Annotated in this window: 16 protein-coding genes; 4 read left to right on the top strand and 12 right to left on the bottom strand. The window is 56.8% G+C overall.

From position 1 onward, the window contains the following. Positions 1–4: 4 nt before the first annotated feature. The 4 genes from xseA to P8935_RS20460 all read right to left on the bottom strand — a co-directional run bounded on the left by xseA (position 5) and on the right by P8935_RS20460 (position 5,757). A complete protein-coding gene (xseA, locus tag P8935_RS20475) occupies positions 5–1,390 on the bottom strand; it encodes an exodeoxyribonuclease VII large subunit (RefSeq protein WP_348262167.1) in 1,386 nt (461 codons plus the stop codon). Positions 1,391–1,465: 75 nt separating this feature from the next. Continuing rightward, the gene (locus tag P8935_RS20470; protein ID WP_348262166.1) at positions 1,466–1,798 is read right to left on the bottom strand and encodes an Hpt domain-containing protein; all 333 of its coding nucleotides are present in this window, start codon (positions 1,796–1,798) and stop codon (positions 1,466–1,468) included. Between the two features lie 9 nt (positions 1,799–1,807). Continuing rightward, positions 1,808–2,179, bottom strand: a complete 372-nt coding sequence (locus P8935_RS20465; RefSeq protein WP_348262165.1) for a response regulator — start codon at positions 2,177–2,179, stop codon at positions 1,808–1,810. Between the two features lie 23 nt (positions 2,180–2,202). After that, entirely contained in the window at positions 2,203–5,757 is a 3,555-nt protein-coding gene (locus P8935_RS20460; protein WP_348262164.1) for a PAS domain S-box protein, read from the bottom strand. A 276-nt stretch (positions 5,758–6,033) separates the two neighbouring features. On the opposite strand from P8935_RS20460, the gene P8935_RS20455 reads away from it, so the two are divergent. Continuing rightward, a complete protein-coding gene (locus tag P8935_RS20455) occupies positions 6,034–6,960 on the top strand; it encodes a S1/P1 nuclease (protein ID WP_348265360.1) in 927 nt (308 codons plus the stop codon). Between the two features lie 40 nt (positions 6,961–7,000). Here the strand turns inward: P8935_RS20455 and P8935_RS20450 are convergent, their stop codons facing one another. From P8935_RS20450 to P8935_RS20420, 7 genes are all read right to left on the bottom strand, one after another. Continuing rightward, a complete protein-coding gene (locus P8935_RS20450; protein ID WP_348262163.1) occupies positions 7,001–8,422 on the bottom strand; it encodes a radical SAM protein in 1,422 nt (473 codons plus the stop codon). Between the two features lie 14 nt (positions 8,423–8,436). Continuing rightward, the gene (locus P8935_RS20445; RefSeq protein ID WP_348262162.1) at positions 8,437–8,988 is read right to left on the bottom strand and encodes a hypothetical protein; all 552 of its coding nucleotides are present in this window, start codon (positions 8,986–8,988) and stop codon (positions 8,437–8,439) included. A gap of 91 nt (positions 8,989–9,079) precedes the next feature. After that, positions 9,080–9,361 carry a hypothetical protein gene (locus P8935_RS20440; protein ID WP_348262161.1) on the bottom strand — a complete coding sequence of 94 codons (282 nt, stop codon included), beginning with the start codon at positions 9,359–9,361 and terminating at the stop codon, positions 9,080–9,082. Between the two features lie 272 nt (positions 9,362–9,633). Next, on the bottom strand, positions 9,634–10,395 hold the full coding sequence (locus tag P8935_RS20435) for a prolipoprotein diacylglyceryl transferase family protein (protein WP_348262160.1): 762 nt from the start codon (positions 10,393–10,395) through the stop codon (positions 9,634–9,636). Between the two features lie 156 nt (positions 10,396–10,551). Next, complete coding sequence (locus P8935_RS20430; protein WP_348262159.1) at positions 10,552–11,022, bottom strand: DUF2062 domain-containing protein; 471 nt, start codon at positions 11,020–11,022, stop codon at positions 10,552–10,554. A gap of 258 nt (positions 11,023–11,280) precedes the next feature. Beyond that, positions 11,281–11,952 (bottom strand): uridine-cytidine kinase, encoded by a 672-nt coding sequence (locus P8935_RS20425; protein WP_348262158.1) that lies wholly within the window; start codon positions 11,950–11,952, stop codon positions 11,281–11,283. Beyond that, complete coding sequence (locus P8935_RS20420; RefSeq protein ID WP_348262157.1) at positions 11,949–12,815, bottom strand: purine-nucleoside phosphorylase; 867 nt, start codon at positions 12,813–12,815, stop codon at positions 11,949–11,951. The genes P8935_RS20425 and P8935_RS20420 overlap by 4 nt, the downstream gene beginning before the upstream one ends. Positions 12,816–12,926: 111 nt before the next feature. On the opposite strand from P8935_RS20420, the gene P8935_RS20415 reads away from it, so the two are divergent. The 3 genes from P8935_RS20415 (at position 12,927) to P8935_RS20405 (ending at position 14,403) form a co-directional block, all read left to right on the top strand. Beyond that, positions 12,927–13,208 carry a DUF2277 domain-containing protein gene (locus tag P8935_RS20415; RefSeq protein ID WP_348262156.1) on the top strand — a complete coding sequence of 94 codons (282 nt, stop codon included), beginning with the start codon at positions 12,927–12,929 and terminating at the stop codon, positions 13,206–13,208. Continuing rightward, positions 13,205–13,483, top strand: a complete 279-nt coding sequence (locus P8935_RS20410) for a hypothetical protein (RefSeq protein ID WP_348262155.1) — start codon at positions 13,205–13,207, stop codon at positions 13,481–13,483. The genes P8935_RS20415 and P8935_RS20410 overlap by 4 nt, the downstream gene beginning before the upstream one ends. An 89-nt stretch (positions 13,484–13,572) precedes the next feature. Next, complete coding sequence (locus P8935_RS20405) at positions 13,573–14,403, top strand: hypothetical protein (protein WP_348262154.1); 831 nt, start codon at positions 13,573–13,575, stop codon at positions 14,401–14,403. A 5-nt stretch (positions 14,404–14,408) separates the two neighbouring features. Here the strand turns inward: P8935_RS20405 and P8935_RS20400 are convergent, their stop codons facing one another. Further along, entirely contained in the window at positions 14,409–15,218 is an 810-nt protein-coding gene (locus P8935_RS20400; protein WP_348262153.1) for a hypothetical protein, read from the bottom strand. Between the last annotated feature and the right edge of the window lie 94 nt (positions 15,219–15,312).

The following is a 15,312-nucleotide window of genomic DNA, read 5'->3' as shown; positions in this document are numbered from 1 at the left end:
AGCCTCACTCTTTGCGTTTCATCTTCCTAACGACACCGTCAACTGTGCTGCTGAACTCGCCATCACTCAAGCGGGTTCTCATGCGATCGCCTTGTGCCACCTGTGTCGTCGAACGAATCACTGCACCATCTTCTGCAAGCACGAGTGCGTATCCACGTTCTAGCACCGCCAGTGGCGACAGCGATCGCAAGCGGCCATCCAACGCCTCGATACGTGCCGTCCATCTTCTCATCGTTCGCTCCAGCGAACGTTCCAAGCGCGTTTCGCCAACTCCAAGCCGCTCTCTCATCCGTCCCAGCATCTGTCGCGGTTCATGATGCAAGACATCGGCGGCAAGTTCATCCACTGCGCGTTGTCGGTCGCGCACCAATCCGCTGACGCTTGCTTCGATGCGGAAGCCAAAATCGTCCAGTTGCTGGCCGAGTCTGTGAAGCATGGCGGTGGTCCGCCGCTCTGAGCGACCTAAAGGAATGATTTCGAGCCTCTGTCGGGCGTGTAAAAGTTGAAATCGCGTCGCGCGTTCCAGTCGATTCGTTTGCAATTCAAGGCGTTCCGCAACCCGATATTGTGCCTCGGTAATCAATTCTGCAGCGGCCGAGGGCGTAGGTGCTCTAAGATCCGCAACAAAATCTGCAATCGTAAAATCCGTTTCATGGCCGATCGCGGATACCACCGGCAACTTTGATGCAAGAATCGCCCTTGCTACCAGTTCACTGTTGAAGGCGTTCAGATCTTCGAGCGATCCTCCGCCGCGTGCGATAACGATCAGGTCCACCAAGCCACTTGCATTCAATTGTGCAAGTGCCGATTCGACTTCCCCAGCTGCGGATTCGCCCTGCACTGCAGCCGCGCACACGATGACAGTCAGCCCAGCATGGCGCCTTCCCACGATGTTGAGGAAGTCGCGTATAACGGCGCCAGTCGGCGAAGTAATGATTCCTACTGATCGCGGAAATGTCGGTAATGGTCTCTTTCGCGAAGCATCAAAAAGACCTTCCGCCTTGAGCCGTTCCTTCAATTGTTCGAAGGCCAACTGCAGCGAACCTGCACCGACAGGTTCAATTGTTTCGCCCACCAGCTGCAACTGCCCACGCTGAGCATATACGCTCACGCGTCCGCGAACCAGTACATGGAGCCCGTCTTGGGGTTTGAAGCGCAGCAAAAGTGCCTGGCGGCGGAACAACACGACAGGCAGCTGGGCGTCAGCGTCCTTCAAAGTGAAGTACAAATGCCCTGAAGGGGCTGGACGGCAATTTGAGACTTCGCCTTCAACCCAAATATCCGCGAATTCCTGCTCGACCTGTTCGCAGACATGTTCCACCAGCTTGCGCACCGGCCAGATCCGGCGCACTTTCTGCGGCTCCTCAAAGCTCAAGTCGAGTTGCTTCAAAGTCGGGTCTTGTCGGATCACCAATACGAGTGTAATTGGATGGGGTACATTGCGGACTGCAACGAAAGATGGCGACTATTTTCGATTCGCAATCATTGCTTGCAACCCCTCCGCGATCGTCGCTAGCCGCGCGGCTAGTCGCCGCATCTCCTCCTCTGAACCCTCATAGAGGCCTTCGGCTTCTCGAGCGAGATCGGTGCCATCGGTCAAGCCGAAGGTGCCCAGCACACCAGCCAGCTTGTGCGCGTCGCTGGCAGCTTTCTTTTGTTCAATTGGCGAGAGGTCGCCGCTGGCAAGACTGTCAGCGGCTCGTTGCAGAGTCGCGACGCGCTCTTCGATCTGAGGAAGATATTTCTGCCACAGTCGATTCATCGCTTCGGCAACCACGGGATCCTGAGGGCCGCTCACGTATGAGCCTCAGCTCCAACCCAGGATGCCGGCAACCTGTTGCGATAGCGTCATTGGATCGAAAGGCTTAACGAGCACAGCCTTCACCCCAAGATCCGCGAAGCGGGAGCGGTCTGTTGCCTGAACTTTGGCAGTCAGAAGCATCACCGGAATGTGGCGGGTCGCAGGGTTTTTCTGCAATTCTCGGAACGTTGCCGGACCGTCCATGCCCGGCATCATTACGTCTAGCAGAATGGCGTCCGGCTGATACGTTGAAGCGCGGGCCAGACCCTGCGCACCGGAACTTGCCACCATTACTTCCCAGCCTGCGACAGTTTCCAGGCTAAGAGCTGCTACCTCACGAATGTCATCTTCGTCATCAATGATAAGAATGCGATGCATCAAATACTTCTCCAGAATCGGCCCTACGATCCCTGGCCGGCGGAAACCTCAGGGACAAATTCTTCTACTTCCTGAGTAGTGCGTAGCATGGTTAATACCAAGGTTTCCAATTGTTCAGGCTCAACGCTGGCCTTTGCCAGGAAGTGACTCAAGCCTAGCACTAACTGCATCCGTTCGGCTTGCGTCAGGCCATGCGCAGAATAGGCTACGAGCGGAGCTCGATTCAAATCCTCGTGCTGTCGCAGCCAATCGACCACGTTGAATCCATCGCCGTTCGGCATTCCAATATCCAGGACGATCATGTGCGGCTGGAAAGTCAAGCAATCGTCCAACGCAGCTTGCCGCGTGTGTGTCACGCGCACCACAATCCCTTCGCGCCTGAAGATTTCCCCGATAACCTGGGCCAGATCGGGATCATGTTCCACGACCAGAACGCGCGCCTCTTCACCCGGAACACACAGGACCTTGACGAGTTCGCTCAGTAGAGCATCATCACTCGGACGCGGGAATAGACGGTCAACCTTCTTACCCGGCTCACTTGGGTTCTGTGGATTTGCGACGCCCAACAGCACCACCGGAGTGTGCGCCTCAGGATCTTCACGACGGAGCAAAGGCAATATCTCCCAGCCATTGATGCCGTCCATTGTGGTGTCCAGGATGATCGCCGAAACTCCGTCATGTGCGACCGCGACAGCCTGATCGACGGTTGTTGCTTCAACGACGCGATAACCGAAACGAGCCAATTGGTCCGCGATCAAGGGGCGAGTCGCGCCGTTGGTGTCGGCTACGAGCACTGCACCAAGCGGCGCCGGACTTGAGCTGCCCTCTTCAGTCTTGGCGGCCACGGGCTGGTAAGGCAGGAACACTCTGAACGTAGATCCGCGGACCGGGTTGCGCTCCGCCCAAATGCGCCCGCTGTGCTGTAAAACGATAGCGCGGCAAATCGCCAATCCGAGTCCGCTGCCGCCCTTCTGGCGTGAGTCTGAAGCGTCCACCTGCTGAAATCTTCCGAAGATGGCCTCGAGCTTGTCGGCTGGAATGCCACGCCCCTGATCGATGACCGAAAGAGTGACACCGCTTGCGCCTGAACGCAGCATCACGGAGATCGCTGAATTCGCCGGCGAGAACTTGATGGCATTCGATAAGAGGTTTGTCACTACCTGCAGCAGGCGGTCGGGATCGGCGGTGACTTCGACCTGAGTCTTATCGTGGATGAGCAGAACCCCGGCCTCGTCCGCCATCGGCTGCACGCCGTCTATCGCCTGGCGCACAATCTCACCCAGTTGAATGGGGCGGAAGGTAAGCGGCTCGCGGCCGCTCTGGGTGCGTTCCAGATCGAGAATGTCGTTGATCAACCGGACGAGGCGTTCGGAGTTACTCAGCGCAATGCGCAGCAGGTTCGCTGCCTTTTCGTTAATCACGCCCAGCATGCCCGAGGAAAGCAGACCCAGTGCGCCGCGAATCGAGGTGAGCGGAGTACGGAGCTCGTGGCTGACCGTCGAAACGAATTCGTCCTTCATGCGGTCGAGCGCATAACGCTGGCTGATGTCCCTGAAGCTCAGTACGGATCCTGAAAATCTGCCCTGATCGAGAATAGGATTGAGGAAAAATTCGGCCGGGAATCCGGTGCCGTTGCTGCGGAAAATTGTCCCTTCGCCCGTTACCGCTTTGCGTTGACCGGAAGCTCGCCGCAATGGGCAATCTTCTGCGCATTTTTTGTCGGCGGGCGCTGATCCGTGCACCAGCTGGTGAACTGGCTTCCCAATGAGATTTTGTGGCCGGGCGCCCAGCAAGCGAGCCGCTGCGGGATTGGCAAATCGCACCAAGCCATTGCGATCAACTCCGCAGATACCATCGGCCACCGATCCGAGCAGAATCTCCTGTTGACGGCTCAACTCTTCGGCACGCTCCCGTTCGCGGGTTCGGGCCAGCATCTGAGCCAGAGATCCGGCCACCGTTTCCATGGCAGCGGTGGTTTCACGATCCTCGCGGATCCGCGCGTGACAATAAAACTCAAGCACTGCCAGCACGTGATTGCCGACCTGCACAGGCGCTGCCCATCCCGAAACCATCCTGGTTCGAATCGCTGCCTGGACCCGGGGACTGGTGGTCAACACGGAAAGATCAGAGGCCCACACCAAGCGGCCTTCCTTCCACGCGCGCCCCGGGAGACTGCCGCCGGGAGCGAGCGTAGTGCCCATGCTCTCTTGTATAAGGCCTTCTGCACCTTTCCCTGGAACACCCCAGGCAGTATTGAATTCGAGCCGATTCTCTTCGACGTTGACGTCCCACTTTACGGCTACATCCCATCCCTGCGAGATGCACAAAGCCTCGAGCACGCGCTTGGTCGCGATCTCGGCCGAGATGTTTTCGCCCACGATCTGGCTGACTACAAGTTGCAAGGCGAGGCGGTGTTCGCGCTGCTTCTGTTGGGTTACGTCATGCAGCAGGCATTGCACGGCGAGTGGCTTGCCCGCGCGACGGCGCTGGTGGAGGCTCATCTCCAGTTCCAGCACGCGTCCGTCACCAGTCTCTGTGCGCAGTGGAGCCCGGTCCACGGTGATGCCATCCAACGCTTTTTTCAACAGTCCCGCAACCTCATCGCGACAGCCTGGGCCAAATATCTCCGCAAAAGAATCGCGTTCAAGCGAGGCATTTCTATCCAGTCGGAAAGTCTGGCGCCACGCTGGATTGGCGTAAAGAAACTTTCCCTTGAGGTCGAGCGTTGCAATCATTTCGCTCGAGTTTTCAAACAAGTCGCGATACCTGTCGCGCGGAATGCGCAATCCCTCGCCCGGTGATGCGTTGACGGACTGATCAAGTGCGACTGCGACCAACCCAGTCGGCAAACCATCCCGATTGCGCAATGTGGAGATGTGCAGCCGGACAGGGAAGAGCGATCCATCCTTGCGCCGAAGGTGCGTTTCGAAACTCGGGACCTGGCTGGGAGCAAGGGACGTGACAACCTCGGCGTAGGTCACGAGACTGCCTTCCTGCCCTCCTTCGACGGGCTTGCTGATGCCGTAGAGTCTGCGGGTTTCCGAGACCAGCCGATCTTCCTCGCCAGGCGCCAGAAGTTTATCTGTAGTCTCGAGGTTCACTAACTCCGCAGCATGGTAGCCCAGCAGCCGTTCCGCGGTCGGATTCATGTAGGTAAGCTTGCCGTCCAGGCCGATGGAAATCACCATCGTACCGGCGGAATCCAAGATGTCTTTCAGAGGGTCGCCGGCGTAGCGAGCCGCAGCTTCGTTCTCGGCCGCATTGTCGGCCAGTACGCGCATCAATACTGCGGCCGTCAGGCCCATTGCCGTCATCAGCAATAGCCAATCGAATTTGGGGCCTGCCTCAAGTCGGGCGAGGATGCCCCCCGCCGCCATTGCTACGGCGAGCACGGACAACGACGACCATATTGGCGGGGAGGGGTTCTCGCCTTCTTGGATCGATTGTCTCGCGTTCCGTAAGTCCATCAGGTTGCCGGGCTCCTGCACCTCCACCAGAACATCGGCTCGTTTCCAACTCCAGCCGGTCCCTGCATTGGTGCTACATCTCCGCCGCGCGACGTAGTCCTGATCGCACATGGAGTTCTCGGGGCTGATCGAGCCCCTGTCTTATCTCGCACTGTTGAAGCGAGGATACATCCCCACAGCGCCCCCTGTCCCGGTGCTCTGGGACAGGGGATGCACGCAATGGGGCTTATCTTGAACCCTCCCACAATCGAAGCCGGTTTTCAAGCGTATGTCATTGAACCAGCGTGCGGTTGTACACTAATCGATATCACTCGACATCTGACTGAAGCTCTCAAGGTCTCATCGCTTCCGCCGGGCTGCGCAGCCATTCGCCTTATACTTGCTGTCATGTTCCGGACCCTGTTGCGAAACCGTCGAACGGCGCCCGTATTCATTGTCCTTGCAAGTATCCTCTTACATGCATCATTCGCCCGGGCGTGGGGTAACGAAGGTCATCGAATTATCAACCGTTTGGCGGTCGCGAACCTGCCTGCGGACGCTCCAGCTTTTTTGCATTCAGAGACCGCGATGCAGGAGATCGAATACCTCGGTCCCGAGCCTGACCGCTGGCGGTCGCCGGCCGAGGCTGAATTGAGCGCAGCCCAGGCGCCGGAGCACTTCATCGATCTTGAGCCTGCTGATGCTCTTGGCCCTTTGCCTCGACGCCGGCTCGATTTTGAAGCGGCAGTTTTCGCAGCGGGCCAGAGACCGGAGAAGATCGGGCTGCAGCCATGGGAAGCGACGGAAGTGTGGGAACGCCTTAAGGCAGCTCTGCGAGAGTACCGGCACCTCGCCGCGGCGCATCAGGATACGCATGCCGTCGAACAGGTAGCGATTTTCTACGCCGGATGGTTGGGACACTACGTTGGAGACGCATCGCAGCCTTTGCACACTACCATTCAATACAACGGCTGGACGGGCCCAAACCCGAACGGCTATACGACAGACCACAAGGTTCACTGGCAGTTTGAAGGACCCTTTGTCGGTGCCAATCTACATGCCTCCGACGTGCAGCCCAGAATGACCCCGGTACAGGTGATCGATGGAGATGTTTTCGCGGATTATGTGACTTACCTTCGCCAAACCTCCAAATACGTTGAAAAGGTCTATCAACTTGAAAAAGCGGGCGGATTTGAAGGGCAGGGAACGCAGGAGTCGCGGGATTTTACTGCGGACAGACTCGCCGCCGGCGCCAGCAAGCTTCGCGACATGATCGCTTCAGCGTGGATACAGAGCGGAAACCCAGTGCCTGACCCACACACTCCTGCGAATTGATCTATTTGATCTGGAGGTCGAAATCTCATTGCGGTTGTCTTCAGATCGTGCCCACCTGCAACTGTCGGAGGTCTGCCAGGCGTGTGTGTTCCAGTTCGCCTCGGTAGAACATGTTGAAGGTGTCGAAGGGGATGAGGCGTTTCCCGTCGGGGTGCGCGATGTGAATGCAGCTTTTTTTCACGCTGCGCACGTCGAAAGCTTCGGCGTCGATGAACTGGACGATCAGAATGCGAAAGAGATTCTTGTAACCGAGGTCTTTGGGGATGAGGACCTTAGGTAGACAGCAGAGCAATTCGCGCAAAGTGGATGCCTGCGACGCCGGCGAGTGATTAGTCGCGAACAACTTGAAGAGGTGGTCGCGGATGCCGGCTTCCTGCTCGTAGACGATGGTGTTGCGGCCGCCGTCGATCAGTATGTCTGGCGGAATCATACCCGTGAGCGGTACAGTCTTTGACCCGAGTTTGAGCGCATAGGCCATGGCTAGGGCATCAGGGTGGCACGGCACGGGGATGAGATCCTCTGGGCGAAAGACGCTGGTCTGCTCAAGGATCCGGCGACGGACCTCAGTGAGTGTGAGGCGATGTTCGGCTGACGTAAAGCCTTGGACGCGTCCTGCCTGCTGCACCGGCTGAATGGTAACGCCCCGTACTGCGGGCTGCTGGAGGGCGTAGTCGATGATGGAGCCGAGTTCGCCGTCGTTCAACCCGCGCTCAACGGTGACCACAAGCGTTGTTGATATTCCCAGCTTGTTGAGACGCTCGAGGGCTTTTTCACGAATGGAGCGAAGATCGGCGCCGCGCAACTGCATGAGCGCCTCGCGCTTGAGAGAGTCGAACTGCAGATAGATTTCGAATTGCGGCATGAAGTCGGCCAGGCGTTTGGCGAAGTCCTCGTCTTGCGCGATGCGTATGCCGTTGGTGTTAACCATCAGATGGCGGATGGGGCGCTCTTTGCACATCTCAAGAACGCGAAAGAAGTCCGGGTGTAGCGTAGGCTCGCCGCCGGAGATCTGCACCACGTCGGGCTGCTTCTCGTTGCGCACCACGCAATCGAGCATCGCCTCAATCTGCTCTAGCGAGCGGAATTCGGTTCGATGCTGGCCGCTGCCTGCGTAGCAGATCGGACAAGTGAGATTACATGCGTCGCATATCTCAACGAGGGTGAGACAACTATGTTGTTCGTGATCGGGGCAGAGGCCGCAGTCATAAGGGCACCCGTATTTCACCGGAGTGTTGTAGACAATCGGCTGCTCCGGAGTTTTGATGAAGACTTCCCGCGAGCGGCGATAGTAGTCGATGTCATCAGCTACAAGCACGCGTTGATGCCCATGCTGCGGGCAGCGCTTCAGCATCCAGACCTTGCCGTCCTCAAAGACAATCTTGGCGTCGACGCGGCGATAGCAAGTCGAGCAGATAGAGATGGCGACGTCGTAGAAGAGATAGGGGCGGAGTTTATCGGTCATTGAATCTCCAAAGACTACTTTGACGCCGTGCTATTGAGGACTTTTCCGCCAACTTGCATTGCGAGCGAATAAGCGGTCTCCGACCTTACAATCCGGGAGTTCCACCCGTCAGGTGGCAAGCCGTTCGTGAGCCAGACGATGGACTGTGAAGTTTCATTCGGCTCCTGCCAAAGCACGCTGCCGTCAGGAGCGGTAAGGATGGAGGACGTGTTTAACTCAAATTCCCATCGTTGCTTGCCAGCGCTTGCGGAGGGTCCGGAAGTGGATTTGTGATTGATCGTAATTTTCAATATTGCGTCTTTGTTTCCCGAGGACTGGAGCGCCCTCGCGCGAACCTTGTAATCCTGCCACAGTTGATTGAAGTTGGCGGCTACTGCTCGACTCATTGCGTCTCCGTCGACGAGATCTTTGCCGGAGGCATCTTCCACCTGAATTACGAAGACGCGAACCTGCGCAAGATACGGCGGCAGGGGTGGAGGGGTAACATGCTCAGGCGGAAGAAAGCAGGCACCCATAGCCACCACGGCGATCGCACAAGCTAGCGTGAACAACTTCTTATGAAGCATGGAGGAATTGTAGGGAGCAAAAATGCTCGGAGAGTTCCCAGTGTGACACTTCGAAAAGTGTACCTGTGGGGCTTTGAGACTTTTGGTCATCTCAATCGGCCTTGTCGCCAGGTGTTTGGGCAGAACCGCGATAAAAGATGAGAACTCCGACGAAGACAAGAAAGACAATGATTGCAAGAACCGCCTCGAAGAACATGTATCCAAGCGCGGCGAACGGATCGCGACTTAGATGAGTGCTAAGAAGCCTGTCGATCCAGGAGATACCGACGGGAGTTCCAAAACATAGCCCGATCTGAATCGTCAGCAACGTCGCGAAGACCGTGATCGCTTTAGCACGTCGGCTTTTGTATTGCCACCAGCTTCGGAAACTCATGTGGTCCTCGATCAATTGAAGATTTAAACAGACTTTGAGGAGTGGATTACTTGGAATTCGTTTGCCCCAGAAGCGCGGCAACAATCCAAAGGACCAAGGTTACAACCAGACCAATGCCGGACAATCCCATCGCCGCGAGTTCAATGAGGCCAAGGGGCATAAGATAGCCTCCTGCGCCTTGATTTGAAGCGAGGAAGGTAAGCCCGCAAGCTCCAAGCGCAACTACAAATGTTATGGACAGGATTGTTACCACTTTAGGGAAATTGATGCGCTCAAGCAATCGCCGCATGGGCCAGCGCCTTTCTTCGAGACAGCCGTAGGTCATTGAGAAACTGCAATGCGAGGGCAGTCAGTCCGGCGACACATGCCCATTGAATGAGGTTCATGCCTGCAACCAGCGGCTGAGGCTTGAGAAAGTCGATGGCGAAGCGCCAGCATAGATAGCTTGCGAGGAAGATACGAAAGCGTGTTCCGTCAGGCCAATTTGCAGATCGGCTCACGATGATTCCAAGTAAAACAAGAAACAGAATCTCGTAGAGCTGCGTTGGATGGCGAGGAATTCCATCGCCAAAATCTACTGCCCAAGGGAGAGTCGTGGGTTTGCCAAACGTGTCGTCATTCATGCCTGCGATGAAGCAGCCAATCCGGCCGACGGCGATGCCAACACAAAGCGGAAGTGCAAAGAGATCGCCCGTGCGGTTAGGAATTCCGAGCACACGTTTGACGAGTTCAACGGCAATCCAGCCGCCGAGTAGTCCGCCCACGATCGTCTTGCCACCGGGTGAGAGAAGAAGCGTGATCAGGTGCCGAGAACGGTAAGCGGCGAAGACAGTCGGCCATTGCTCGGCAACTCCGAGCAGCCGGCTCCCTATGAGTGCCCCAACAGCTGCGGAGGCGATCACTGTCCAGCGCTGAGGTTCAGCGATTACATCGCCCCGGCGGTCACGGCCTCTGCGATAGACGGCGTAGCCGGCCACATAGGCCAGGGTTTCAAACACCGGATGCCAGGCCGGGTGCGAACCGATGGAGAACATGGCGGCAGTATAGCGGAGAGCTGTACTGCTTCAGTCACTGACTGTGCATGCTGAATCGAACTTTGCCGGGTGGGACAGCAGCGTCGCTTTCAACTTGGGAAGAGAATTTATGAGGGTCAGACGTGTTGTTAGGACGCGCCATCGTGCTGCCGTTCTTCAATCGCCGGATTCAGCGGCCGCCAGCACCGGCACCTTGCGCAGCAATGCCGTAAGGATGAACGTGAGGAACAGAACCATGGGGATCGCCGTGAGAAGCCACGCCGCGAGGGCCTCTCCGGCCAGGGTTCCGGAAGCCATAACAAGCTTAAGCGGAGACCCATGTGTAAGCACCGTGGTGCTCATCGCGGGATGTGTGCCGGAGGAAAACATCCATCCGCCGAGACGCACAAACGGAAAGATCAGCGCAACCTGGAAGGGCATTGCGGCATAGTTTGCTGCCTGGATAGCCGGCATATTCAGCCGTAGACTGAGAGCAACCACCAGGCACACTGCTGTCGGGATACCGATGACGGGTATGCAGCCAATCGCAAATCCCAGGGCGAGCGTCAGCGCGAGGCGCTGCGGCGAAATTCCCTGCCGCAACCACGTCTCTGCTCTCTGCCGCATCGCTCGAAGTGATCTGCTCATATCAATCCCTACGTTATCGGTACGAAACCTGTTCCAAATTAGATGTTGCGTAAATGTTCGGTGAACTGTACCAAATTTTGCACAGCTCACAGTGTGGTACTTAATCAGAATTCCTGCCGTGATCTGGGTCATCTCACTGCATTGCTATCAAGGATAGGCGCGGTTCGACCGCGAATTCTCCTCCACTTTCGAAGCATGCTGCTGATCCAAAGTGGCACGATTCGCGTTGTTTATGCGCCTTTGGTGCTCAATTCTTCGTTATCTTGGTAACCGCAGAAGACCATGCGTGCGCATGGAAGCCAGCACCTGCTCGACTTTCCAGTCCAGGGCGGCCGTTCCGTCGATGATGAGATCAGCGTTGGCTGCGGACGGGCGAACGAAGGCAATGCTGGACGGGCGGACAGTAGCATCGTATTGCTGGCGAACCGACTCCGGTGTGCGGCCTCGCTCAATCGTGTCCCGCCGCATGCGCCGATCGAAACAAACCTCATCCGGCGTATCGACATAAACGCGCAGGTGGTAAAGAGGCAACAGCGGCCGGTAATAGAGCGCGAACAATCCCTCTACCAGCACAAATGCGGCAGCCCGCACAGTTTCAGTTCGATCAGAGATGCGGATGTAGCTTGAAAAATCGTAGAGTGGCCGCTCGATCGTTTCTCCTCGCGAAAGTGCAGAAATATGTTTAGCCAGCAAAGAACTTTCAATCAACGCAGGGTCGTCGAAGTTTTCTTTTGCCCGCAGAGGTAGCGGCAGGTGCGACAAGTCGAGATAGTAATTGTCGAGAGGGAAGTGAAAGCCATTCAACTCGCGCGCGAGTTCCGCAGCCAGCGTTGTCTTGCCGGAACCAGAAGCGCCTGCGATACCGATGATCTGCGGCGGAAACGGCAGCCGCGGCGGATTCCCTCTGTCTATATGCGCGCCTTCGCTCACGATTCTGAGTCCACCAGTGCGGCGATCCACATTGCCAGATGATCCAGCAATTCGGCCAATTTTCTTTCCACTTGTTTACCGGCTTCAAAGACTTCCGCGTGACTGAGCGGAGTTGCACTTAAGCCGGCCGCCAGATTCGTGACGCACGAGATTCCCAGCACTTCGATCCCCATATGGCGAGCCACGATCGTCTCCGGTACCGTGGACATGCCGACAAGCGTAGCGCCCATTGTTCGATATGCCCGAATCTCAGCGGGAGTCTCGAAGCTGGGCCCGCTAACGGCGAGGTAGATCCCCTCTTCGAGCGCCTGTCCTTCCATCTCGGTAACTTGGATAGCAACCTGCCTGAGACGCTTCGAATACGCGTCGGACATATCGAAGAAGCGAAGCCCGCTGTTGGTCCGGTCGAACGCGAAGCGGGGATCGTTGGGACCCACTAGCGGGTTGCAGCCCATCATGTTGATATGGTCGGCGATGAGGACAAGCTGACCAATTTTGTACCTTTCTGCGATGCCGCCGGCCGCGTTGGTAAGAATGACCGCGCGTACGCCGAGAGCTCCCATCACGCGCATGGGAAAAGTGACGTCCTTAAGCGAGTAGCCTTCGTAAAAGTGCACCCGGCCCTGCATCACAATCACGGGCGCGCCACCTAGCATGCCTGCCACCAGGCGACCGGAGTGGCCTTCGACAGTGGACTTGGGAAAATGTGGGATGGATGCGTAGGGTACAACTACCTGATCGCGTACAGCTTCGGCGGCAGCTCCGAGCCCTGAACCCAATACGATTCCGAGGTGAGGTTGCAGCCTGCCCAGCTTTGAGCGCAGAAAGTGCGCGGCCTCTGAAACGTCGTCAAAGTAGCTCATAGCTTGTACCAATAAGTCCGTTCCTGCGATTCTACAACTGTGCTTCATCCCAGTGGCGCACGGGCCACCGGTCTAAGCGCATATAAGAGATTCAGTGGGAGGCAGTATTCGATGTGCCGGAATATCAAAACGCTTTTCAACTTCGCTCCTCCGGTTACACCGGAGGAGATTCACGCCGCGTCCTTGCAGTTCGTTCGCAAGATCAGCGGGTTCGCGAAGCCGTCGAAGGCCAATGAAGCCGCATTCAATGCCGCGGTTGACGATGTTGCCTCCGTGTCCGCGCGACTCCTTGCTTCGCTCGAGACCAATGCTCCTGCGCGTACTCGCGAAGAAGAAGCAGCAAAGGCGCGTCTCCGCAATGCACAAAGGTTTCCAGAGAAAGTTGCGCCATGAAAGAAATCGTCGCTGTCATTTTTGGATTTGGGCTCCTGTGCAATGCCTTGCTCTTTGTTCCGCAGGTGCTGGCCGTTGCGCGCAAGAAGACCGACGAGGGAATTTCTCTGGTAACTTTTGGCGGGTTTAGCGTGCTCCAGGTAATCGGCGTTGTGCATGGAATTTATCAGAAGGATATGTCATTGATCGTGGGGATGGCGGCAAGCTTTCTGAGTTGCGGTTCGGTCACGGCGCTGACAGTTTTCTACAGAGTCCGACGCCTGCGAAGTGCCTGATTAGCGGAGGATTCACGCAGAAAGGCCCCTCTCCTACTGAATCCTGCATCTAATGGACTGTTCGATCGTTGTACGACCGGAGGTCCTTCATGCTCAGGACACGGTTCTTCCCCATCGCGACCCTTCTGATTGTCACACTCCCGGGCGCCGCTCAAACGCCTCGCGACCTCGTTCGGCAGGCTGTTCAGACCGAGCTTGCAGCCAGTCGCGATGATCATTCTCACTGGCTGTATTTCGAAATCGACCGCCAGCCCAGCAAGGCCGTCAAGCAGTGGGTCGCCGAATCGGGTGCAGCAAGTCTCGACCGCGTGGTCGAACGCAACGGTCAGACTGTTTCCGAATCGCAGCAGCGACAGGAGATGAGTGACTTCATCCAGGATTCGCGGGAGCAGGCAAAGAGGCGCAAAAGCGGTCAGCACGATGACGAACAGGCCGCGGAACTGCTGAATATTCTTCCCGATGCGTTTGTTTGGACAGACTCAGGACGAAAGGGAAGCGACACCGTTTTGCACTTCAGACCGGACCCGCAATTTCGTCCTCCGGACCTCGAGGCGCGCGTATTTGCGGCCATGGAAGGCGACATGGCAATCGATCGCGAACAACATCGCATCGTCAGTTTGAAAGGTCAGCTTATCCACGACGTGAAGATCGGTTATGGACTGTTGGGCGAACTTAAAGCTGGCGGGACTTTTGATGTCGAGCGCCGCGAACTCTCTCCGCATGTCTGGGAGATCACTGAAACGCATGTGCACATCCAGGGGCACGCTCTGATCTTCAAGACCATTTCAGAAGAAGAGGATGATGTGAAGACTCACTTCCAGCAGATCGCGGCCAACACGACATTACAACAGGCTCAGAATGAATTGCTCCATCGCAGCCCGGACCCGGCGCGAGAGCAGGCATTTCATCAAGGCAGGTAGATACTTCAGCGGGACGCACTAACTGCTGTTGAGGTCTGTGGAAGAGCGCTCTTCTCTACACTCTTTGAGGCTGAGCGACGACCGCAAGCTGTAGGCGCATTTGCCATCTGCTGAAGGAATACGCGATAGCCGGGCCAGTTCGGTCGCAGTGTCGACCAGTAACTGGATTTTGTGATCAGCGGGCGGTGTTGCATCACCAGTTGATTCTCGAGAATATTTACGCCGCAGAGAAGATTGTTTTCCGGCTGCAAAATTGTCTTATCTGGATCGTGTTCGCGTAAACGCTTATCGCTGTTCCAATCAAAGTCGCACCCATAACGCTTCGCGTCTTCATAGGTAAGTTGCAGCAAGCCCTCACTGCGCACCATGCGGTGACTTACTCCATCGACTACCGCTACCTGCGGTTCAGTGTGCTGGACGTTTGATGTTGCTTTCAGTCCTGCCTCCGCACCTGATAAAGCCTGGAAAAAGTAAGCCCAGAATTGCCGCCTGTCTACCTCTTTCATTGTGCCGAACCGCGGGCAAAACTGCTTCACATCGCTGGCTACCTTCGGCTCGAGCAGACTGGATGGCAAAGCTTTCTCGATCGTTGCGTCCCACTCCGGTTGCCATGTCTCATCGTCTCCCAGCGCAGCTTTCTGCTCGGCGATCGGAGTGGATGGTGCCGGCTTCAAGATCGGAGCAGGCGGAACGCTCGCCATGGTTGCTGCGGAGGCTTCTGAAGGGCGTGGACCGTTCCGAAAGGCAACCAAGCCCACCGCGAGGCTCGCGGCGACGATACAGGTTGCAATCCGAAATATCTTTCGCGTTTCCACCCTGGAAAACCTCCAGGCTGGTAAGATGCGCGCGCGATAACCAGCGGTTTGTCGGAGCCTGTTCGCGGTCCGTAAGCCTTGTGGAATGAACGCG

Origin of the sequence: Telmatobacter sp. DSM 110680 (genome assembly GCF_039994875.1) — a bacterium.
Taxonomy (GTDB): Bacteria; Acidobacteriota; Terriglobia; order Terriglobales; family Acidobacteriaceae; genus Telmatobacter.
Note: the sequence above shows the minus strand (reverse complement) of the source record. Positions and strands in the feature narration are given on the sequence as shown.